At 57.9% G+C, this 21,057-nt stretch carries 18 protein-coding genes; 12 read left to right on the top strand and 6 right to left on the bottom strand.

What is annotated here, in order from left to right:
- The first annotated feature begins 43 nt into the window (after nt 1-43).
- Nucleotides 44-838, top strand: a complete 795-nt coding sequence (locus I9H09_RS10105; protein ID WP_054997015.1) for an IclR family transcriptional regulator — start codon at nt 44-46, stop codon at nt 836-838.
- Nucleotides 839-958: 120 nt separating this feature from the next.
- On the opposite strand, the gene hppD is transcribed toward I9H09_RS10105, so the two are convergent.
- Nucleotides 959-2,035 (bottom strand): 4-hydroxyphenylpyruvate dioxygenase, encoded by a 1,077-nt coding sequence (gene hppD, locus I9H09_RS10100; RefSeq protein ID WP_054997014.1) that lies wholly within the window; start codon nt 2,033-2,035, stop codon nt 959-961.
- Between the two features lie 486 nt (nt 2,036-2,521).
- On the opposite strand from hppD, the gene glcD reads away from it, so the two are divergent.
- The 5 genes from glcD (at nt 2,522) to I9H09_RS10075 (ending at nt 9,024) form a co-directional block, all read left to right on the top strand.
- Complete coding sequence (glcD, locus tag I9H09_RS10095) at nt 2,522-4,021, top strand: glycolate oxidase subunit GlcD (RefSeq protein ID WP_122347063.1); 1,500 nt, start codon at nt 2,522-2,524, stop codon at nt 4,019-4,021.
- On the top strand, nt 4,021-5,079 hold the full coding sequence (gene glcE / locus I9H09_RS10090) for a glycolate oxidase subunit GlcE (RefSeq protein WP_054997012.1): 1,059 nt from the start codon (nt 4,021-4,023) through the stop codon (nt 5,077-5,079). Before glcD ends, glcE begins: the two co-directional genes overlap by 1 nt.
- 3 nt (nt 5,080-5,082) lie before the next feature.
- On the top strand, nt 5,083-6,315 hold the full coding sequence (glcF, locus tag I9H09_RS10085) for a glycolate oxidase subunit GlcF (RefSeq protein WP_054997011.1): 1,233 nt from the start codon (nt 5,083-5,085) through the stop codon (nt 6,313-6,315).
- Nucleotides 6,316-6,350: 35 nt separating this feature from the next.
- A complete protein-coding gene (locus tag I9H09_RS10080) occupies nt 6,351-6,758 on the top strand; it encodes a heme-binding protein (RefSeq protein WP_005890394.1) in 408 nt (135 codons plus the stop codon).
- Between the two features lie 88 nt (nt 6,759-6,846).
- Nucleotides 6,847-9,024 carry a malate synthase G gene (locus tag I9H09_RS10075; protein ID WP_122347062.1) on the top strand — a complete coding sequence of 726 codons (2,178 nt, stop codon included), beginning with the start codon at nt 6,847-6,849 and terminating at the stop codon, nt 9,022-9,024.
- A 117-nt stretch (nt 9,025-9,141) separates the two neighbouring features.
- Here the strand turns inward: I9H09_RS10075 and I9H09_RS10070 are convergent, their stop codons facing one another.
- Both I9H09_RS10070 and gntR read right to left on the bottom strand, forming a co-directional pair.
- Entirely contained in the window at nt 9,142-10,071 is a 930-nt protein-coding gene (locus tag I9H09_RS10070) for a WD40 repeat domain-containing protein (RefSeq protein WP_183142442.1), read from the bottom strand.
- Nucleotides 10,072-10,461: 390 nt separating this feature from the next.
- The gene (gene gntR / locus I9H09_RS10065; RefSeq protein ID WP_005890389.1) at nt 10,462-11,478 is read right to left on the bottom strand and encodes an HTH-type transcriptional regulator GntR; all 1,017 of its coding nucleotides are present in this window, start codon (nt 11,476-11,478) and stop codon (nt 10,462-10,464) included.
- Between the two features lie 283 nt (nt 11,479-11,761).
- Between gntR and I9H09_RS10060 the strand changes: the two genes are divergently transcribed.
- From I9H09_RS10060 to csrA, 3 genes are all read left to right on the top strand, one after another.
- On the top strand, nt 11,762-12,250 hold the full coding sequence (locus I9H09_RS10060; RefSeq protein ID WP_024671061.1) for a gluconokinase: 489 nt from the start codon (nt 11,762-11,764) through the stop codon (nt 12,248-12,250).
- Nucleotides 12,251-12,348: 98 nt separating this feature from the next.
- Nucleotides 12,349-13,701 carry a GntP family permease gene (locus tag I9H09_RS10055; RefSeq protein ID WP_248972605.1) on the top strand — a complete coding sequence of 451 codons (1,353 nt, stop codon included), beginning with the start codon at nt 12,349-12,351 and terminating at the stop codon, nt 13,699-13,701.
- A 535-nt stretch (nt 13,702-14,236) separates the two neighbouring features.
- A complete protein-coding gene (gene csrA, locus I9H09_RS10050) occupies nt 14,237-14,425 on the top strand; it encodes a carbon storage regulator CsrA (RefSeq protein WP_002554157.1) in 189 nt (62 codons plus the stop codon).
- A 622-nt stretch (nt 14,426-15,047) separates the two neighbouring features.
- Here the strand turns inward: csrA and I9H09_RS10045 are convergent.
- Both I9H09_RS10045 and I9H09_RS10040 read right to left on the bottom strand, forming a co-directional pair.
- Complete coding sequence (locus tag I9H09_RS10045) at nt 15,048-15,317, bottom strand: DUF1652 domain-containing protein (protein WP_005890384.1); 270 nt, start codon at nt 15,315-15,317, stop codon at nt 15,048-15,050.
- Between the two features lie 482 nt (nt 15,318-15,799).
- Nucleotides 15,800-16,282, bottom strand: a complete 483-nt coding sequence (locus I9H09_RS10040) for a GNAT family N-acetyltransferase (RefSeq protein WP_005890383.1) — start codon at nt 16,280-16,282, stop codon at nt 15,800-15,802.
- 370 nt (nt 16,283-16,652) lie between these two features.
- Between I9H09_RS10040 and I9H09_RS10035 the strand changes: the two genes are divergently transcribed.
- The 3 genes from I9H09_RS10035 to I9H09_RS10025 all read left to right on the top strand — a co-directional run bounded on the left by I9H09_RS10035 (nt 16,653) and on the right by I9H09_RS10025 (nt 20,330).
- Nucleotides 16,653-17,597: an alpha/beta hydrolase gene (locus I9H09_RS10035; RefSeq protein ID WP_024671065.1), complete on the top strand. Its 945-nt coding sequence runs from the start codon at nt 16,653-16,655 to the stop codon at nt 17,595-17,597.
- Between the two features lie 53 nt (nt 17,598-17,650).
- Nucleotides 17,651-18,091 (top strand): GNAT family acetyltransferase, encoded by a 441-nt coding sequence (locus I9H09_RS10030; RefSeq protein ID WP_236502278.1) that lies wholly within the window; start codon nt 17,651-17,653, stop codon nt 18,089-18,091.
- A gap of 118 nt (nt 18,092-18,209) precedes the next feature.
- Complete coding sequence (locus I9H09_RS10025) at nt 18,210-20,330, top strand: TonB-dependent siderophore receptor (RefSeq protein ID WP_122347060.1); 2,121 nt, start codon at nt 18,210-18,212, stop codon at nt 20,328-20,330.
- A gap of 76 nt (nt 20,331-20,406) precedes the next feature.
- Here the strand turns inward: I9H09_RS10025 and I9H09_RS10020 are convergent, their stop codons facing one another.
- Nucleotides 20,407-20,928 carry a DUF3237 domain-containing protein gene (locus I9H09_RS10020; RefSeq protein ID WP_122312331.1) on the bottom strand — a complete coding sequence of 174 codons (522 nt, stop codon included), beginning with the start codon at nt 20,926-20,928 and terminating at the stop codon, nt 20,407-20,409.
- Nucleotides 20,929-21,057: the final 129 nt, after the last annotated feature.

Raw genomic sequence — 21,057 nt, 5'->3', positions numbered from 1 at the left:
CCCGGTCAAGCTATAAAGCTGCCTTCCCAGACCGGCGCAACGCATATCCATGACCGAAGAAACCGAAAGCCCGACAGGCGGACGTCAGCAAAAGGTTCAGGCTGCTGAAGTGGGCCTGGGCGTACTCAAGGCTCTGGCTGAGTTGTCGCCCGCGACGTCGCTGTCCAGGCTTGCCGAGCACCTGGGCATGCCGCCCAGCAAGGTTCATCGTTATTTGCAGGCGCTGATCGCCAGCGGTTTTGCCGAGCAGGATGCCGTCAATAATCACTACGGGCTGGGCCGCGAAGCCTTGCAAGTCGGGCTGGCGTCGCTGGGCAAGCTGGATGTGCTGAAGGTGTCGGCCCCCTGGCTGGCCAATCTGCGCGACGAGCTGAACCAGACCTGCTTCCTGGCCGTGTGGGGCAATAAAGGTCCGACCGTGGTGTATGTCGAGCCGTCGCTGGGCGCAGTGACGCTGGTGACGCAGATCGGTTCGGTCCTGCCGCTGCTCGGCTCGTCTACCGGGCTGGTATTCGAGAGCTTTTTGCCCCAGAACGAGACCGCCCTGCTTCGCCATCAGGAAACACCTCATCTGCAGGCCGGTCGTCTGCGCGAGGTCGAGCGTCACCTAAAGCAGATCCGCAGCAACGGCGTGCATCAGGTGCAAGGTATATTGATGCCGGGCGTCAATGCGGCTTCCTCCCCATTGTTTGCCATGGGCAACAAACTGGTGGGTGTGATTACCGTCGTCGGGCCGGGGTCGCTGCTCAACGACGAGGCGCAGAGCCAGGCGGCTCGACGTCTTTCAGAAACAGCTAACGCAATCAGTGAACGCATGGGTGGCAAGCTGCCAGGCTGAGCCTGCATTACACGCCCCATAACCTTCGCCTCACCATCAAAATCGGACGCAGAGCGTCCAGAAAGGCATGCCCACGCTGGAGCATGGGCACGATAGTTTTACGGACATCTCCAGCAAGGATCAATCCGGTGTCAGCACGCCACGCTGGATCTGATCGCGCTCGATGGATTCGAACAGTGCCTTGAAGTTGCCCTCGCCAAAGCCGTCGTCGCCTTTGCGCTGAATGAACTCGAAGAACACCGGCCCCATCAAGGTGGCAGAGAATATCTGCAACAGCAGTCGGCGTTCGCCGCCCTCGGACGAGCCATCCAGTAATATGCCACGTGACTTGAGTTCGTCTTCCGGCTCGCCATGATCGGGCAAGCGCCCCTGAAGCATCTCGTAGTAGGTGTCTGGCGGCGCGGTCATGAAACGCATGCCGGTGGCTTTCAGCTCGTCCCAGGTCTTGATCAAGTCGTCAGTGAAGAACGCAACATGCTGGATGCCTTCGCCGTTGAACTGCATCAGGAACTCTTCGATCTGCCCTGCGCCTCTCGACGACTCTTCGTTCAGCGGAATACGAATCATGCCGTCCGGCGCGGTCATTGCCTTGGAGGTCAGGCCGGTGTACTCGCCTTTGATATCGAAATATCGCAGTTCGCGGAAATTGAACAGTTTTTCGTAGAAATTCGCCCAGTACGCCATGCGACCGCGGTACACGTTATGGGTCAGATGATCGATGAACTTCAGGCCCGCGCCGACCGGGTGACGGTCCACGCCTTCGATGAAGTTGAAATCGATGTCATAGATCGACGTTCCTTCGCCGAAACGGTCGATCAGGTACAGCGGAGCGCCGCCGATGCCCCTGATCGCAGGCAAGCGCAATTCCATGGGACCGGTGGCGATTTCCAGCGGCTGAGCGCCGAGTTCCAGCGCCCGGTTATAGGCCTGCTGGGCGTCCTTGACGCGAAACGCCATGCCGCACACAGAGGGGCCATGCTCTGCCGCAAAGTAGGACGCCAGGCTGTGCGGTTCATTGTTGAGAATCAGGTTGATCGCACCCTGGCGATACAGCGTCACGTCCTTGGAGCGGTGCGTCGCGACCTTGGTGAAGCCCATCATCTGGAACACGGGTTCAAGGCTGTTGGGGGTCGGCGACGCAAATTCGATAAATTCAAAACCCATCAGGCCCATCGGGTTTTCGTAGAGATCAGCCATGACTGGCTCCTTGCAGAAGAGTGAAGGTGAGTAAACGACGCAATCACTGTCCTGCGGGCGGCGCACATGGGATCCCTCGCACACTGCGAGCAAGGAAATCACCAAAAATCAGTTGCAGACCAAGAATCTTCATGAGGGCAGCCTACTCCGGCTTGTCCGATTGCGCATCAGGGTGTGTCTGGTGAAAGGCCCTGGTAGATCGCCTGATTGACGCACGGGTGCTGCCTGTTGTTATTTTCGTAAACACATTACGTAATGCGTAAATTGCGTGATCCACCCTGCCCTGTCAACACAAGCCTCGCCACCCATGCCATGAGCTAGGCTCTGTAGAAAAGTCGGCGAGCGACGTCAGGCAGGGCGGAAACATGCGAGCAACGATCTAACTCGCGTCCAGGCGTGTTTTTAACGCAGCATGGTCGAGAGCGGCCACTTTATGTGCAGAGCCCGGAATGGGCTGACCCGATAAAAACAAAACTGGGGGGCTTGATGAATATTCTCTACGATGAACGCATTGACGGCATGCTGCCGGCTGTCGATAAACATCAACTGTTGCGCGACCTGCGACACCTGTTGCCCGACCTGGACATCCTGCATCGCGACGAAGAGCTTCGTCCCTATGAATGCGACGGGTTGTCGGCGTATCGCACCACGCCGATGCTGGTAGTGCTGCCGCGCCACCTCGAAGAGGTACAGACGCTGCTGCGGCTTTGTCATGAGCGCCATGTGCCGGTGGTCGCAAGGGGCGCCGGCACCGGGCTTTCAGGTGGCGCACTGCCGCTGGAGAAAGGCGTGCTGCTGGTAATGGCGCGCTTCAGTCAGGTCCTCGAGATCAACCCCGATGCGCGTCTGGCCCGGGTGCAACCCGGTGTGCGCAATCTGGCGATTTCTCAGGCTGCGGCACCGCACGGCCTGTATTACGCACCTGACCCTTCTTCACAAATCGCCTGTTCGATTGGCGGCAACGTGGCAGAAAACGCAGGCGGCGTACATTGCCTCAAATATGGCCTGACCGTACACAATCTGCTCAGCGTCGACATCCTCACTGTCGAAGGCGAGCCCATGACGCTGGGCAGCGACACCCTCGACTCGCCGGGTTTCGATTTGCTTACGCTGTTCACCGGCTCCGAAGGCATGCTCGGCATCATCACTGAGGTCACGGTCAAACTGCTGCCCAGGCCGCAGGTGGCGAAGGTGCTGCTCGCCGCGTTCGATTCGGTGGAACACGCCGGGCGTGCGGTGGCCGACATCATCGCTGCCGGCATCATCCCCGGCGGACTGGAAATGATGGACAACCTGGCGATCCGCGCCGCCGAAGACTTCATTCACGCTGGCTACCCGGTCGATGCCGAAGCCATTCTGCTCTGCGAGCTCGACGGGGTCGAAACCGATGTGCAGGCCGACTGCGAGGTAGTCCGCGTGGTGCTGCAGCGCGCCGGCGCCACACAAGTGCGTCTGGCGCGCGATGAAGCCGAACGCGTGCGCTTCTGGGCCGGGCGCAAGAACGCCTTTCCGGCAGTCGGACGCCTTTCGCCGGATTACTACTGCATGGACGGGACAATCCCGCGCCGTGCACTACCGGGCGTCCTGCGCGGCATCAAAGAGTTGTCCGAGCAGTACGGCCTGCGCGTCGCCAACGTGTTTCATGCCGGCGACGGCAATATGCACCCGCTGATCCTGTTCGATGCCAATCAACCGGGCGAACTGGAACGGGCCGAAACCCTGGGCGGCAAAATTCTGGAACTGTGTGTGGCGGTGGGTGGCAGCATCACCGGAGAACACGGTGTAGGGCGCGAAAAGATCAATCAGATGTGCGCGCAGTTCAACAGCGACGAACTGACCTTCTTCCATGCCATCAAGGCCGCGTTCGACGAGAGCGGCATGCTCAACCCCGGCAAGAATATCCCCACCCTGCAGCGCTGCGCAGAGTTTGGCGCCATGCATATTCACGCCGGGCAATTGCCCTTCCCTGAACTGGAGCGCTTTTGATGAACACGCCAGACAGGGACGCTATTCAAGCACTGCTTGAGCAGGTCAATCAGGCGCTGGAGGACGGCAGACCGCTGTGTATTCAGGGCGGCGGCAGCAAAGCGTTTCTCGGTCGCCCGGTGGCTGGTGACGTTCTCGACACCCGTGAACACCGCGGTATCGTCAGCTATGACCCCACAGAACTGGTGATTACCGCCCGCGCCGGGACGCCGCTGAGCGAACTGGTGCAGGTACTGGACGCCACTGGCCAGATGCTGCCGTGCGAGCCTCCGGACTTCGGCACGGCAACCCTTGGCGGCATGGTCGCAACCGGCCTGTCCGGGCCACGCCGCCCGTGGAGCGGATCGGTGCGGGATTTCGTACTAGGCACCCGGCTGATCACCGGGCTTGGTAAACACCTGCGCTTCGGCGGAGAAGTCATGAAAAATGTTGCCGGTTATGACGTCTCGCGCCTGATGGCGGGCAGTTTTGGCTGCCTTGGGGTGTTGACCGAAGTGTCGCTGAAAGTGCTGCCCAAGCCGCGTTTGTGCATCAGCATCGCGTTGCAGACAGACAGTGCCAACGCCCTTTCCTGCCTGGCCGAATGGGGACGGCAACCCATGCCAATCAGTGCTGCCAGTCATGATGGTCAGGTGCTGCGTCTGCGCCTCGATGGGGGTGAAGGCTCTGTGAAAGCCGCGCACGAGCGGCTTGGCGGTGAGGTGATCGATACTGCCTACTGGCAGCAATTGAACGAGCAGCGCCTGCCATTTTTTCAGGATTCGCGCCCGCTATGGCGGGTTTGCGTACCGGCCCACACCGGCGTGCTCGACCTGCCAGGCGAGCAGTTGATTGACTGGGGCGGCGCACAACGCTGGCTGAAATCACACGCGGACAGCGTCGTGATCAGAACGATGGCGGCAGCCGTCGGCGGGCACGCGACATGCTATGGCCCGGCGCGTGTGGACAGCCCTTTTCAGCCCTTGCCCGAGCCTTTGCTGCGCTACCATCGGGCGCTCAAGAACCGGCTCGACCCGCAGGGTATTTTCAACCCTGGCCGACTGTACGCGGAGCTTTGAGGCATGCAGACCACATTGAGTGAACACGCCAGAAAACAGCCCCGCGCCGAAGAAGCCGAGCGCATCCTGCGCAGTTGCGTGCATTGCGGCTTTTGCAATGCCACGTGCCCGACCTATCAGTTGCTGGGTGATGAACTGGACGGTCCGCGCGGCAGAATCTATCTGATCAAACAGGTGCTTGAAGGCCATGAAGTCACCGAGAAGACCCAGCTGCATCTGGACCGCTGCCTGAGCTGTCGTAACTGTGAAACCACATGCCCGTCGGGCGTGGATTACCACAACCTGCTTGATATAGGACGCGCTGCGGTGGATGCCGCCGTGCCCCGGCCACTGGGTCAGCGATTGTTGCGCGAAGGCTTGCGCAGGGTCGTGCCGAATGCCGGGTTGTTCAAGGCGCTGACCGGCCTGGGTACTGCCTTTCGCCCATTGCTGCCAGACCACCTGAGAAACAAATTGCCCGCAACGATCCTGCGCTCAGGTGCGCGTCCGGCACCACGCCATGCGCGGCGCATGCTGATGCTTGAAGGTTGCGTACAGCCGGGACTTTCACCGAACACCAACGCCGCAACATCAAGGGTGCTGGACCGTCTGGGCATCAGCATCAACCCGATCAACAAGGCTGGATGCTGTGGCGCGGTGGATTACCACCTGAATGCGCAGGATGCGGGCCTGGAGCGAGCGCGGCGCAACATAGATGCCTGGTGGCCAGCCCTCGAAGGTGGTGCCGAGGCCATCATCCAGACGGCAAGCGGCTGCGGTGCCTTCGTCAAGGATTACGCACATCTATTGCGCGACGACCCGCTATATGCAGACAAGGCCGCCCTGATCAGCGCACGCACCCGGGACCTGGTCGAAGTCCTGCGCGATGAGCCACTGGAGAACCTCGGCATCAATACCGACACCCGGCTGGCGTTTCATTGCCCTTGTACCTTGCAGCATGCACAAAAACTCGGTGGCGAGGTGGAGCGTGTCCTGCTGCGCCTGGGTTTCAACCTGACCAGCGTGCCGGACGGCCACTTGTGCTGTGGTTCGGCGGGCACCTACTCCCTGACTCAACCCGCGCTGGCCCGCCAACTACGCGACAACCGCATGAGTGCGCTGGAAAGCGGCAAGCCACAGGTTATCGCCACTGCCAACATCGGCTGCCAGGCGCACCTGGCGAGTGCTGAGCGGACGCCAGTGCGGCACTGGATCGAACTGGTCGATGAAGCGCTGGGCACTCTTGAATCCCGTTGAACTCATATTGAATAACCACTGCTCTGGAGAACCCCATGAAAATCAAAGCTGTTCTGACCCAGACCGAAGTCAGCCTGATGCTCGGTGCCGCACGCGATGAAGCGCAGGCCAATGGCTGGGCGGTGGCCATCGCGGTTGTCGATGATGGCGGCCATTTGCTAGCGTTCGAGCGACTGGACGATGCCTCGCCCATCAGCAGCTATATCTCGATTGAAAAAGCCCGGACCTCGGCCCTCGGCAAACGCGAATCCAAGGGCTACGAAGACATGGTCAACGGCGGTCGTAGCGCATTCCTCAGCGCCCCGCTGCTGACTTCTCTGGAAGGCGGTGTGCCCGTCATTGTCGATGGTCAGGTGATCGGTGCGCTGGGCGTTTCCGGTGTCAAAGCCGATCAGGACGCACAGATCGCCAAGGCAGGCATTGCCGCATTGAATGCCGACTGAGCGATCATCATTCTGGTGCCCTGAGCCCGCTCATCAGGGGTGCCCGTAACAAAAAATCACAGCGCAACTTTTATGTGGAGCCCATCCGATGAACGATTTCGTCAAATGCCAACGGCTCAAAGTGGCTGTCAATCTCCAGCGCTTTGTCGATGAAGAAGTGCTGCCAGGCACCGGCCTGGAGCCGGAAACATTCTGGAAAGGCTTTGACGCGCTGGTACACGAACTTGCACCGCGCAACCGCGAACTGCTCGCCGAACGCGAACGCCTGCAGGCCGAGCTGGACAAATGGCACAAGAAACATCCCGGCCCGATCAGCGACATGCCCGCCTACCGGGATTTTCTGCATTCGATTGGCTACCTCCAGCCGGAACCTGAGCGGGTTACCGCCACCACCGCCAATGTCGACCTGGAAATCAGCGAGCAAGCCGGTCCGCAACTGGTGGTGCCTGCCAGCAACGCGCGCTATGCGTTGAATGCTGCCAATGCCCGTTGGGGTTCTTTGTACGACGCCCTGTACGGCACCGATGTAATTTCCAGCGCCAACGGGGCCGACATCCGCGCGGGTTACAACCCGTTACGCGGCAACAAGGTAATCACCTTCGCCCGCGAACTGCTCGATAGCAGCGCACCGCTGGTCAACGGCAGCCACAGCGATGCTCGAAGCTACCGTATCGAGGACGGCGAACTGCGCATCGCCCTGGCGGATGGCTCACACACCCTCCTGCAGCACTCGGAAAAGTATGTCGGTTTCAGGGGCGAGCCCGATCAACCGGAAGCAATTCTGCTCAAGAACCACGGTTTGCATATCGAAATCCAGTTCGACCCGCAGCACCCGGTGGGCAGCACCGATGCGGCCGGCATCAAGGACCTGCTGCTGGAATCTGCTCTGTCGACCATCATCGACTGCGAAGACTCGGTTGCTGCCGTGGACGCCGAAGACAAGGTGACGGTCTATCGCAACTGGCTTGGCCTGATGAAAGGTGATCTTACCGAGACGCTGGACAAGGGCGGCAAGGCAATCATCCGCAGTCTCAACCCGGATCGCACCTACATGGCTGCTAGCGGAGGCGAGCTCACGTTGCGCGGGCGCTCGCTGATGTTCATTCGCAATGTCGGCCATTTGATGAGCAACCCGGCAATTGTCGATGAGGACGAGCAGGAGATCCCCGAAGGCATTCTCGATGGGGTCATCACCAGCCTGATCGGCTTGCATGATCTGAATCGTCGAGGCAACTCCAGGGCTGGCAGCATTTATATCGTCAAGCCGAAAATGCACGGCGCAGCCGAGGTGGCTTTCGCCGATCAGTTGTTCAGCCGTATCGAAGACGTGCTGCAACTGCCGCGCAATACCCTGAAGATGGGCATCATGGACGAAGAGCGACGCACCAGCGTCAACCTGAAGGCCTGCATCGGTGCGGCATCGGCAAGGGTAGCGTTCATCAATACCGGGTTTCTTGACCGGACCGGCGATGAGATCCACAGCGCCATGCGGGCCGGACCGGTGCTGCGCAAGGGCGAGATGAAAAATTCTCCGTGGATCAAGGCTTACGAACGCAACAATGTACAGGTCGGCCTGGCGTGCGGCCTGCGCGGGAGAGCACAGATCGGCAAGGGTATGTGGGCAATGCCTGATCGCATGGCTGACATGCTGGAGCAGAAAATCGCTCATCCCCGATCTGGCGCCACGACCGCGTGGGTACCCTCGCCCACCGCAGCCACCTTGCACGCATTGCACTACCATCAGGTCGACGTCGGGCAGATTCAAAAAGAACTAGAGCAGCAGGCGCTGGCGGACATCAGTGTCTCGTTGCTCGACGACTTGCTGACCATACCGGTAGTGGACAAGCCGGAATGGACGCGGGAGCAGATTCTCGAAGAACTGGAGAACAATGCCCAGGGTTTGCTGGGCTACGTCGTACGCTGGGTCGAGCAAGGCATCGGCTGTTCCAAGGTGCCCGACATTCACAATGTGGGCCTGATGGAAGACCGCGCAACGTTGCGTATCTCCAGTCAGCACATGGCCAACTGGCTTTTGCATGACATCGTAGATCAGCAAGACGTTAACAACGTGCTGGAGCGTATGGCCAAGGTGGTCGACAAGCAGAATGCAGGAGACTCCCACTACCGACCCATGGCCAGGGACTTCAAGAACTCTGCCGCATTCAAGACCGCCTGCGCGCTGGTGTTCAAAGGGCCAGAGCAGCCCTCCGGCTACACCGAACCATTGCTGCATGAGGCCAGGCTAGCGTTCAAGAACCAGGACTGACCTGCCGTTTCGCTCATGCGCCTGCACCGGGCATGAGCGAATGGCCCTCTCTCTGCAGGCATGCAGGACGTCAGACACGCCAGGCTCGGGCCGAAAGCAGCCTTTAATGTGCAGCGCCTAGAGCCTGTAGATCGAAATCCAGCTCATGTCCGGGTGCGAGGAATAAATGTAATTGCCATTACGGTTCAACACGGCGCCCCCCACGGAAGGAAAGTACGCAATACAGGTGGCGATGCCTTTCACCGTGTCGATCCGGTAAACGTCATAGTTGCAGGTGTAGATCGCGTAGACGTATCGATCGTCGGGCGTGACGCCGATTATTCTTACCGGATAACCCTGGCTGCCGACCCTCTCTCGATAAAAGGTTTTGTTGGTCGCTGCATCGACGATATAGACCTCATCGATTCCGCCCACATACAGCCAAGCGCCATCGGCACTGAACGCCATTGATCGCGGATCGGAAAAGCCGATAATTTCGTGCTGCTGGTAATCAACCCTGCTTATTGCCAGAACGTCGGTAGGCGCAGTCCGGTCCACCAGCATCGTTGCGTAAAAGCGGTCATTCAAAGGGCTGATTCCCAGCGCCAGCGATGCATTGGTCAAGGCCCCAAGATCGAATTCGTTTTCGACCGTATAGTTTTCGGTCTCGATCAGACGGATCAGCCCGCCCAGCGCATTCTGAAAGGACAGGCAGATGAACCGGCCATCCGCGCTGCAAAGCACTCGATTGGCGTTGGCTGCGGGAAGTATCCGGATCACTTCGCGCAGACGGGTATCGACCACATAGCACCTCTTCTGGCCGATGGTGTAGAGCCGTTTGCCGTCGGGGCTCAGGCTGATGGCGCCGGCGCCCGCTCGTTTGATACTGCCGACCACGCTTGCAGTGGCGATATCGACCACGCTGACTTCGCGTCCACTCTCATGCGCGACGTAAAGAGTGGTTTCATCGGGGCTGAGCGCGAGTTCTGCGGGTACGAACCCCAGAGGAATGATGCCGGTCAACCATGCGATGTCCAGAGGCTCTCCTGAACTGACCGGATCGACCATATGAGTCAAAGCTCTAACATGTTGAGATGCCTTTTTTTGCATTTCCATCACCAGTCAATGGGCCTTGTTAGACCGCCAGAACGGGGAATAGATAAGAAGATATATCCCCGTCATCCAACGATGCGGCCAAGACACCGATGCCGCTCCGATCCAGAACATGGAGTCATTGAATACTCAACCCGAGGGGATGGGTACTGTCAGAAGTGACAGTCGAAACATGTCACAACCTTCCAGATGAGACTGAAAAAAGCATGCGGGACATAGCGGTCGGGCAGTCCAGGACGACAGCAGGAAGCCGTTGCAGCGGAGCTACCACTGGTCAGACAAGGCTTGAGGGATGACCGCTGAAGGTAACCGGAAGAAATGCTTGTACAGTGCCGGCGAGACAACTCAGGAGCTTTCTCGCACTACCAGCTCGAAGCCCAGATCCACCTGTGGAGCCTGCGCAACGCCATCGAGCAGGCCCAGCAGCAACTGAGCGGCGCGCTGCCCCACTTCCTGCCTTGGCGTGCGTATGGAGGTCAGGCGCGGAACCATATGAGCAGAACCGGGCAAATCGTTGAACCCCACCAGCGCTACCCGTTCAGGGATCGCCACCCCCAGACGCAATGCCTCCAGTGCTGCGCCCTGAGCCAGGTCGTCGTTGCAGAAGAAAACCCCGTCGACATCGGGGTGCTCATCGAGCAGACGAGCGAACAGCTCACCGCCCAGGCCGATTGACGAAGACTGACGTGTCGAGACCTGCAGATCGGGATCGAATAACCCGGCCTCCTCCAGCACCTGACGAAACCCTGCCCCACGTTGCAACACGCGAGGGTCGAGCTGGGCCGCCATATAAGCCAGACGTTTACGACCGCGCCCCAGCAGATGGCGAGCCGCTTCGGCACCCGCCTGCTGCTGGGAGAAGCCTACGCAATAGGCGCCAAGCCGGGTATCCAGCTCCATCATGTGGACGCAGGGCACGCCGCTGGTTTCCAGCATCTGACGCGAAGCCGGCGTGTGGTCAAAGCCGGTCAACAGAACCCCTCTGGGACGATGGACCAGATGGCTGCGCAGCAGCGTTTCCTCTTCTGCAGGCGAGTAGTGATAGTTGCCGATCACCACATCCAGGCCACGCACGCGCAACACATTTTGAATGGCTTCCAGGGTTTCGATGAACAACTGGTTGGACAGCGACGGCACCAGCACCACGACAGTCTGGCTGCAGGATGACGCCAGTGCCCTCGCCGCAGAATTGGCGACGTAGCCCAGGCTTTGCGCCGCTGCACGCACTTTTTCGACCAGCTGCGGGGCAACCGTGGAAACGCCCCGCAGAGCGCGGGACGCGGTGATCGGAGAAACGGCAGCCAGCCGCGCCACCTCATCGAGGGTCGGACGACCGGTAGAGCGGGAACCAATGCGGGTCATGCGTTGCCAACTAACATAAGGGTTGCCAAATATGACGTATGCCCAATAAGGTAGCGCTGTCTCATGGAACGTGACAATGCTTTATCGCTGGTTTCACATTCGGGCTCCCCTTTAAGGTGGCCCCGGAGAACAGCCTCCGATGCTCAATGATGAACTCAAAACAACGAAAAGAACTGGAACAGCATAGGCTGAGCCTGATGTCCATCGGACAAAGACAGCGCTGTCTCCAGACGAGGTGCCTACTGTGACAACTGCGAATACTGCTATTTCTGCCCTTGTGGTGATGGGTGTGTCGGGCTGCGGAAAAAGCGCCGTCGGTGCCGAGATCGCACTCAACAGCGGCGGTCGCCTGATCGAAGGCGATGCGTTCCATCCTCAGGCAAACATCGACAAGATGAGCGCCGGAACCCCACTAAATGATGAAGACCGCGCCGGCTGGCTGACCCGCCTGGGTGAAGAAATGGCTGCGGCGCTCGCCAACGGCGAACACCCGGTCCTGACTTGCTCTGCCCTCAAGCTCATCTATCGTCAGCGTCTGCGTGACGCGGTGCCGGGCCTTGGGTTTGTCTTCCTTCAGCTGAGCAAGGAACTGGCGACCGAACGTTGCTCGCACCGTCCCGGTCATTTCATGCCTGCCAGCCTGGTAGACAGTCAGTTCGCAACCCTGGAGTCCCCTGAAGGCGAGCCGCTGACGCTGGTCGTGGATGCTTCCCTGCCCATCGATGTGATTGGCACCCAAGCTGCCGCATGGTGGAAAGGCTCCCACGCCTGATAAAGGCGTGAATGCAAAAGACAGCGCTGTCTTAAGCACACACGATAGAACGACGGCGCTCTTTGCAGTGGCCTAAAACAATAACAGGAGAAACACCCATGTTCGGTATGACCCATGAGACGTTCTTGCTCGTCGATGCGTTGGTAACCATCGTCGGTCTTGTACTGTTGATCACCACATTCAAGGTACACCCCTTCGTCGCGTTGACCCTGGCAGCGGGCTTTCTTGGCCTGACATCGGGAATGCCGGTGGAAAAAGTCATGAAATCGTTCCAGGACGGCTTCGGCGGCGTGCTGGGATTCGTTGGCATCATCCTTGGTCTGGGCACCATGCTCGGCAAACTGATGGCCGACTCGGGGGGCGCTGATCAGATTGCGCAGACCTTGATCCGCACCTTCGGTAAGCAGAAAGTGCATTGGGCAATGATGTTTTCCGCGTTTCTGGTGGGCATCCCGTTGTTCTTCGAGATCGGTTTTGTTCTGCTGATTCCGCTGGTGTTCATCGTTGCACGTCGCACCGGCGTGCCCATCGTCAAGATCGGCATCCCGCTGCTCGCAGGCCTTTCAGCGGTACACGGCCTGGTGCCACCGCATCCGGGTCCGTTGCTGGCAATCGGCATTTTCGGCGCTGATATCGGCAAGACCATTTTTTACGGACTGATCGTTGCGCTGCCGACGGCAATCATCGCTGGCCCGATTTTCGGCAACTGGATTTCCAAAAGCATCCCGGGCACCCCGTCAAAGGAACTGATGGACCAGATCGCCAAGGAGTCGAGCACCGAGAACCTGCCAGGCTTCGGCATTACATTGGTGACCATCCTGCTGCCGGTGTTCCTGATGCTGCTCAAGACCTTTGCCGACGTGGTGTTGCCAGAAAACAACATGTTCCGCATCTGGATGGACCTGATCGGTCACCCGATCACCGCACTGCTGGCGGCACTGTTGCTGGCCTTCTACACCTTTGGTGCAGCGCGCGGCTTTGATCGCAGCAAAATCATGAAGCTGCTGGACCAGAGCCTGGCTCCGGTGGCCGCAATCGTCCTGATCGTCGGTGCGGGCGGTGGTTTCAAGCAGATGCTGGTCGCCAGCGGCGTGGGTGACGTGATCGGCCACATGGCGGTACAGGCACAGATCAACCCGATCATGCTGGCGTGGCTAGTAGCGGCGGTGATTCGCATCGCAACCGGTTCGGCCACCGTGGCGACCATTACCGGTGCAGGGATTGTCGCTCCGGTGGTTGGCCTGATTCCTGGTGTCAATCGCGAGTTGCTGGTGCTGGCCACCGGCGCTGGCTCGTTGATCCTGTCGCACGTCAGTGACGCCGGTTTCTGGCTGGTCAAGCAATATTTCAACATGACCGTGGCTGAAACCTTCAAGACCTGGACGGTGATGGAAACCATCCTCTCGGTGGTCGGCCTGATTTTCATCATGCTGCTGTCTATGGCCGTTTAACGCCACAGGCATACTCTGCCTTCGCGGACACCCAGAACCGCGAAGGCTGGCATCCTCAGCCCCTCCTTCTTCCTGCATTAGCGCACATCCCGGCGCATAAACACGACCTACAGCCAGTTGCCGCCCCTCGCAGTCAGCTTCTTCCTACACCCCGCCCACCACTTTCATTTTAAAATTTCAGAAAGCACGGGCAATCTTTCCTGGTCCCGCCTACGCTTACACTCATCTGAAGATGGCCTCGCCTGCCATTGCCGGGCGAGGCAACGGCGACCTCGATGCGCGCTGCTGTCACGTTACTTTTTATGTGGCGCCAGTAAATACGGGCATTTTCACGTCAAAACGGGCAGAATTGGCGCACTCGTCGTATCGGGGATGCAAATCTCGATGACAAGAAAATGAACCGAGGGAATTAAATTCACCACTGCGACGTCATACAGACGGATGCATCTGGATGCACTCGGCAACAATTACCACGCAAAGGCAAACGCCAGCCTCTTGAGAGAGGCGTTTTCAAGAGGCCATCAAGGAAAAGATTATGTTGATACTCACTCGCAAAGTAGGCGAAAGCATAAACATCGGTGACGAGATCACCGTGACGATTCTTGGCGTTCAAGGGCTTCAAGTCCGGCTGGGCATCAATGCACCTAAAAACGTTTCAGTGCATCGTGAAGAAATCTACAAACGCATACAGGCAGAGCTGGCTCCAAATCAGGATCCACAATAATCGCACACGCTCCCCCTATTCGATGCTGACCTGCTGATTTTTCAGGCAGACCAGCCATACGGCGTCTCAGGACGCCGTTTTTTATGCCTGTCTTTCAGAGCGCTTCTCCTCCCTCAACGGTTCAGCCCAAACTGTTACTGCGCTCAGGCATTGCCCAGCGAACACGAGTCATTACCTGAATGATGTAGCGTTACTACGCCTGAAATAACACAGTTCAATAAACGCTAACAGCAGCAAAGTTTTGAAGTTCCGTCATTTTAAAAGATAACCGATCAGTGTGATCACCCTGTGACGCTTTAAATGCAACTCAGGAAAATACATCACGACCCGAATTAAAAGCGTGACAATTTGTATCCTGAAAACAAGGTAAGTTAGAGGCAGCGAAAACGGGAAAACAGTTCACCTGTACGCCACAAGCTGATGATTTGAGTAGCGTTGTTTATTCGCCGACAGGAGAGAGGCAACGGGAGGAAGAGTCTTCGGGGCATTGACCGCAGTTTGCCAGGCAATGAGTCACCGACGTAAAGAAATCAGCAGCGACACCATAGGGTGTTGCAAACATATGAAAAGGCCCTGGTCTCAATGACCCAGGGCCTTTCAGGCGCCTCGCAGCAAGAACAGGTCAGGCAAAGCTGGACTGGGCATGCGGCAGCGCTGTGGCGGTGGCTGCGGCGCGCTCGGTGCGTAGCTTCGCAACCAGGCCGGATATATCGCGACTGGTCTTTATAGCGTTCATGGATATGCCTGTTTTGTGAAACACGCGCCCGGAGGCCAAGTCTTCTATTTTCACGGTCATTTGATTACTGGCGATTGTGCAGGTGCAGCGCAACGGCAGAAACGCAACTTCAACGATGTTTCTGAGTTCTAACTCAGACAATCCACTGGTGATCATCTCTTTATCTCCTTATGGGTGTAAGCATGTCCCGACAGTGACAAAATCTCGGCAATTTTTATGGTTGGTAGAACATTTGAAAACGGCACGTGCCGGCCCGCCAATTATCCGTCGTCACTTACCTGATGCTTTCGATATTTATACGCTTCAAACGCCCCTGCAATCAACGCCTGCGCAAAAAATTAAACCGCGCGTTTAACACTGCTGAATACCGGGGTTGTTAGAAAAAACGATTCATCGTCAGGGTTTTCAGGGCAAAAACTTATGACCCGGATCAATAAATCCAAAACCGGCTTATCTAAAGAAAGCACAGACTGACGAACGGTATATGAATGAGCCATTTTCCAGCGAAAAGTTTGTTGGTTTTAGAACGGGATAATGGCGTTACCGGCGGTGGGGGAGACCCCCCTTAAAGACTGACTGCGAAACCGGAAGCGCACGGGCCGAGCAAGTGTCGGCCGTGCCGGGTTCCGGTCAGGCGATTACTGCTCGGAACCGGAAAGACGAAGATGGAGAAGAGCGACCCGGGCGCCCTGCTTGTCCCGCTTCTCTTCAATGGAGTACGGACGGAATCCCATCCGCGGATAGAACAGCAGCCCCGGTACGTTGTGGTTATAGCAGGACGCGATCAGTTCCTTGGCTTCATGCTTGTCGAAGGCGATCCCCATCATGCTGGTGATCATGAAGCGCCCTACCCCTTTCGAACGGGCCTTCGGTGCGATGATGACGTTACCGAGCGAGCAGCGACCGCGAAATTCACACTGAGAGAAATTGGCAAAACCGACCACCTCGCCATCCATCTCGATGACGGTCGAATCATGACGTGTTGCCAAGGCGTCGCTGAGCTGTGAAGGTGTCAGTGGATAGGTTGCTCTGGGGAACATGTAGAACAGTTCGTCGGCGTTCTGCGGCATTTCGCAGATAATCGGGATATCTTTTTCTTCCAAGGGACGGTGAAGGAACATTAGGCGATAACCTCTCGAAGAAATTGAAGAAAGCGCGATTGACGCGGTGAGCAAATCGGCGATCAGGGCGGGCAAGCGGCAGAAACATAGCGCCCGCGCGGCTACAGCATAATCCCGGGCTGTCATAAAGAGCTACCTCAATAACCAATCGTGCCAACCGGCACCGCCTTCGCACACTGGCCGCAACCTGTTGAAGCGTAGGGTTTTGTGCGAGCAGACTTTAAGAGCCTGTGCCTGATAAAGGTCCAGGTTTGCAGGGTTCATCAGCCTTACCGTGCAATATGCTGTAACCGACATTTGCTGGTACGCCTTGTAACCAAAGCGCATAACCTGCATTTTTCGCAACTCGTTGACGGGGAACACTGCACTCATGGCGATTTCACCTCTGGCGCGCTTCAGGGCTCGTCCGGTCAGATGGCTGCTGATGCTCGCCATTATTCTCGGGCTGCCGGTTGGTTGCGCAGTACTCGAGCACAAGGAAAGAGAGCTGGTGTTCCGCATCGAACCCGGCACGGCCAGCTGGTACAGCGGGCTGCCCGACGAGGTTCAAGAGATCGAATTGCGCACGCCTGCCTTCGGCACGTCGCAAAACATTCATGCGTGGTGGTGGCCTGCGCCAGACAAGAACGCCCCGGCTGTGTTGTACCTGCATGGCTCAAGATGGAACCTGACCGGGCAATTGTTTCGCATCCGCCAGCTCAGCGCACAAGGCTTCTCGGTTCTGGCTATCGATTACCGTGGCTTTGGTCAGAGTGTCGGCCAGTTACCATCCGAGAGGTCCGTTTACGAGGACGCACGCATCGCTTGGGAACGCCTCAAGCAATTGCAGCCCGACCCGTCCCGAAGGTTGATCTACGGACACTCGTTGGGGGGCGCGGTCGGGGTGGACCTGGCGGCAGAACTGGGCACAGATGCGGAAAAGAACAACAGTCCGGCTGCGGCTCGGGGGTTGATCATCGAATCGACCTTCACCAACCTGGCCGATGTGGCCACCGCGCTTGCTAACACGTCATTGCCCGTGCGCTGGCTGCTGTCGCAAAAATTCGACTCGCTGGACAAGATCGCAGACATTCACATGCCGGTACTGATCGTCCATGGCACCAACGACCAGTACGTGCCCTCCCGCTTCAGCGAAGAGTTGTTCGACGCGGCGAAACAACCGAAACAACTGCTGCTGGTGCCCGGCGGCACGCACAACAACAGCATGCAACTGGGGCAACCGGCTTACAGCCAGGCGATACAGAGGCTGCTCAAGACCCCAGCATCGCTGCCTCAAGCCACCCGACAGGGCCGCCAGCCAAGAGACGCCGGTTAGACAACCTGCGAGGCGCAACAGTATGCTCGCGTACCCGACTCAAGGACTGCGCAATGACCTCAATTGTCGAGTATTCCGACCTGCATCACCGCCTCGCTGTCATCCAGCTCTGGAAAACAGTTTTCAATGAAGAAGCACCGCAAAACCGCCCTGATCTTTCAATCGACAAGAAGCTTGCGGTGGACGACCGGCTGTTTTTCGTCGCAACTCTGAACGATCAGGTGATCGGAACCATTCTTGCTGGCTACGACGGTCATCGGGTTTGGCTGTACGCAGTCGCAGTTGATCCACAACATCGCGGCAACAGGCTGGGGTCTGCACTGGTAAGGCACGCCGAACAGGCATTGACCGATCTTGGCTGTGTAAAAATCAATCTGCAGATTCACACATTCAACGAACGTGTGCAGGCATTTTACAAGACACTGGGCTACACCCCGGAACCCATCATCAGCATGGGCAAGCGGCTTGATGCCAACATCACGCCTCGATCATGAGCAACTTGCCTCGGGAGTATTGATCAATCAAATCCCATGGCCCGCGATTCATTTATTTACTTGAGAATTAATATCAAATTACAATTATTGCTATTAACGTCCTGACAGAGCATCTCCCTTGAGCACTTCCACCCAACGCACTCGCCGTCCTGGCCCTTTTCTGTTGTCTGCGCTGTCTCTGGCGATATGCTCCAGCGGCACCGTGCAGGCTGCGGAAACCGCTGTTCTGCCTGCCACCCAGGTGTCCGCTGCCGCGACGCAGCCCCAGGAAGGTTACAGCGCGAAAAGCACCAGTACGGCCAGCAAGAGTGATGTGCCGATCAAGGAAGAAGCGCAATCGGTCAACGTTGTCACGCCGCAGACCATTGCCGACTACAACGTGCGCTCGCTGGACGACGCCATGAAGTTCGTCAGTGGTGTCAGTCAGGGCAACACGTTAGGTAACACCAAGGACTCGCTGGTCAAACGCGGCTTTGGCACTAACGATGACGGTTCGATCCTGCGCGACGGCGTACGCTCGGTGGTGTCGAAGAACTTTGGCGCAACCACCGAGCGCGTCGAGGTCCTCAAGGGTCCGGCCTCATTGTTGTATGGAGCAATGGAGCCAGGCGGCGTGATCAACGTGATCAGCAAACAGCCGCAATATGTGCAAAGCACCACGCTGAGTGGCTCGGCCTACAGCGAAGGCGGCGGCAGCTTTGGTGTCGACACCACCGGCCCGCTTGGCGACTCAGGGCTGGCTTATCGTCTGGTGGCCGAACGACAGAGCGAGGACTACTGGCGCAACTACGGCGTTGATCAACACACTCTGATTGCACCCTCGCTGTCGTGGACCGGCGAACGCTCCAGCCTGACCCTGGCCTACGAGTACAACGACTACATCAGCCCGTTTGACCGCGGCACCGTGTTCACGGGCGGTCATCCAGCCGACATCAGCTACGGCAAGCGGCTGGACGAAAAGTGGGCAAATACGGTGGGCATCAGCGAGACCGCCACCGCGCGTTTCGAATACCAGCTCAGTGATGACTGGAAAACCCGTCTGACGTACGGCTGGAACAATGATCGCTACAGCCTTGCGATTGCCCAGCCCAGTACTCTGTCCAGCAGCGGCGTACTGCGCCGTCAGGCCAATGGCGGCCATTACGATTACGAAACGCGTTATGCCAGCTGGGACTTCATCGGCAAGCAGGACATTCTCGGTCAGCAGCACGACCTGCTGGTTGGCGCCGAACATGAGGATTCCGACAGGTATCGCGGCAAGACCTATCGCAATACAGCCCAGAACGGCTTCAATATATTTTCGCCGGCCTACGGCAGCCTGGCCGAACCGAGCGTAGTCAGTGCGCCCACCAGCAATCTCAGCAATCAGTTGACCTCCACGTCCCTGTACATTAAGGACAACTGGCACTTGGATGACCGCTGGATTCTGGTACTGGGCGGTCGCTATCAGCATTATGAGCAGGACATTGCCCAGGGCCTGGGTGCCAACCGCGTCACCAACCTGGACAAAAATGACGATGTGTTCCTGCCGATGGCGGGCCTGGTGTTCAAGGTGAATGAAGACCTTTCGCTGTATGGCAATTACAGCCGTTCATTTGTGCCCAACGAAGAAGTGAACGACGACGGCACCACGTTCGATCCTGAAGAAGGCCGTAGCTACGAAGTCGGTGCCAAATATACGCTGGCGCCGGAGCTCAACGTCAACCTCGCCGTGTTCGACATCGAGAAGAAAAACGTCGTCACGCCTACTGGCGTGACTGGCATCAGCCAAGCAGCCGGTAAAGTAGGTTCGCAGGGCGTGGAGCTGGACGTGACCGGACGCATCGCCGAACGTTGGGACATGATAGGTACTTACGCCTATACCCACACCGAAGTACTCGACGACCCTGACAACGAAGGCAACCGTCTGAGTCAGGCGCCGAAACACACGGCCAGCCTGTACCTCACCCACCACCTGCAGATCCCGTCCGGGCTGGGTGACTGGCATGCCGGCGGCGGTGCGCGCTACGTCGGCGAACGTGCAGGTGATGACGCGAACACGTTCTACATGAGCAGCTACACCGTTGCCGATGCATTCTTGCGCTGGGATGTGCCAATGGCGGGTTATAAAACCCGTCTGCAATTGAACGTGGACAACCTGTTCGACAAGCAGTATTACCCATCCAGCACCGGCAGCCAGTTGCAGGTCAATGTGGGTGAACCCCGCACCGCAAGGCTGAGCGCCAGCGTCACGTTCTGAATGCTTGCGCAGGAGCACGCCCGCGCCGGCTTGCTCCTTCTGCCTGAATGAATCGGCAGGCTCCTGAGCTAAGCGGTCAGGGTTTCATGCGGTAAAAGCTGATGAGCATTTCGTGAGCGTACAGGTATTCGATCTTGCCGATGAAGGCACTCTTTTCCAGCCACTCGTTAGGACCGAGAGAAACCTGAAAACGTGGTGTGCAGGAACACTGGTAATGGCCTTCGCTGATTGGCCATATGCCGTTCTGAAGCTCCTGCTGGCCCGCCTCGTCCAAGAGCATGATGCCCCTGTTCTCAACATTGATCAGCTCGCCCATCTGCGTACGCAAGGTGAAACGGGTGTCCAGAACAGCCAGCTCGGATGACATTTCGACCAGCAGATTGCTGCCGCCGGAAAGCACTGAACCGCTGAAGGATTCGCCCTGGAACTCGCCACCGAGAATTGCGCTGTTACTGCGCAGGCCGTCGCTGCAGATGCCCATGAGCACGGGAACATCGGTTTTCAAGATGACTGTCAGTACCTTTTCGAGCACGGGCACCGTTGCTGTACTGACGCGATGGAAGCGTTTCACGGGTTGCTTGAAATCGATGATGTTCATGGAACTGTTCACTCCATCATTGATACATAGGTGCAATGGATGACTGAAGGCAGCCTGTCGAATGACCCGATAAAGAAAGCGTCCCTCTTTCAGCATTTATCTGAGTCTGCATTTCCAGTAAGCTCCACG

The organism is Pseudomonas tremae (genome assembly GCF_023278125.1).
GTDB classification, from domain to species: Bacteria; Pseudomonadota; Gammaproteobacteria; order Pseudomonadales; family Pseudomonadaceae; genus Aquipseudomonas; species Aquipseudomonas tremae.
This window is presented reverse-complemented; position numbering and strand designations above follow the sequence as displayed.

What these genes read in the sequence shown, in the direction of transcription:
- csrA (WP_002554157.1), top strand. Translation starts at nt 14,237, where the DNA reads ATGTTGATACTCACTCGCAAAGTAGGCGAAAGCATAAACATCGGTGAC.
- I9H09_RS10045 (WP_005890384.1), bottom strand. Translation starts at nt 15,317, where the DNA reads ATGATCACCAGTGGATTGTCTGAGTTAGAACTCAGAAACATCGTTGAA.
- I9H09_RS10075 (WP_122347062.1), top strand. Translation starts at nt 6,847, where the DNA reads ATGAACGATTTCGTCAAATGCCAACGGCTCAAAGTGGCTGTCAATCTC.
- I9H09_RS10040 (WP_005890383.1), bottom strand. Translation starts at nt 16,282, where the DNA reads ATGTTCCTTCACCGTCCCTTGGAAGAAAAAGATATCCCGATTATCTGC.
- I9H09_RS10055 (WP_248972605.1), top strand. Translation starts at nt 12,349, where the DNA reads ATGTTCGGTATGACCCATGAGACGTTCTTGCTCGTCGATGCGTTGGTA.
- glcE (WP_054997012.1), top strand. Translation starts at nt 4,021, where the DNA reads ATGAACACGCCAGACAGGGACGCTATTCAAGCACTGCTTGAGCAGGTC.
- glcD (WP_122347063.1), top strand. Translation starts at nt 2,522, where the DNA reads ATGAATATTCTCTACGATGAACGCATTGACGGCATGCTGCCGGCTGTC.
- I9H09_RS10020 (WP_122312331.1), bottom strand. Translation starts at nt 20,928, where the DNA reads ATGAACATCATCGATTTCAAGCAACCCGTGAAACGCTTCCATCGCGTC.
- I9H09_RS10030 (WP_236502278.1), top strand. Translation starts at nt 17,651, where the DNA reads ATGACCTCAATTGTCGAGTATTCCGACCTGCATCACCGCCTCGCTGTC.
- I9H09_RS10060 (WP_024671061.1), top strand. Translation starts at nt 11,762, where the DNA reads ATGGGTGTGTCGGGCTGCGGAAAAAGCGCCGTCGGTGCCGAGATCGCA.
- gntR (WP_005890389.1), bottom strand. Translation starts at nt 11,478, where the DNA reads ATGACCCGCATTGGTTCCCGCTCTACCGGTCGTCCGACCCTCGATGAG.
- I9H09_RS10035 (WP_024671065.1), top strand. Translation starts at nt 16,653, where the DNA reads ATGGCGATTTCACCTCTGGCGCGCTTCAGGGCTCGTCCGGTCAGATGG.
- I9H09_RS10080 (WP_005890394.1), top strand. Translation starts at nt 6,351, where the DNA reads ATGAAAATCAAAGCTGTTCTGACCCAGACCGAAGTCAGCCTGATGCTC.
- I9H09_RS10070 (WP_183142442.1), bottom strand. Translation starts at nt 10,071, where the DNA reads ATGGTCGATCCGGTCAGTTCAGGAGAGCCTCTGGACATCGCATGGTTG.
- hppD (WP_054997014.1), bottom strand. Translation starts at nt 2,035, where the DNA reads ATGGCTGATCTCTACGAAAACCCGATGGGCCTGATGGGTTTTGAATTT.
- glcF (WP_054997011.1), top strand. Translation starts at nt 5,083, where the DNA reads ATGCAGACCACATTGAGTGAACACGCCAGAAAACAGCCCCGCGCCGAA.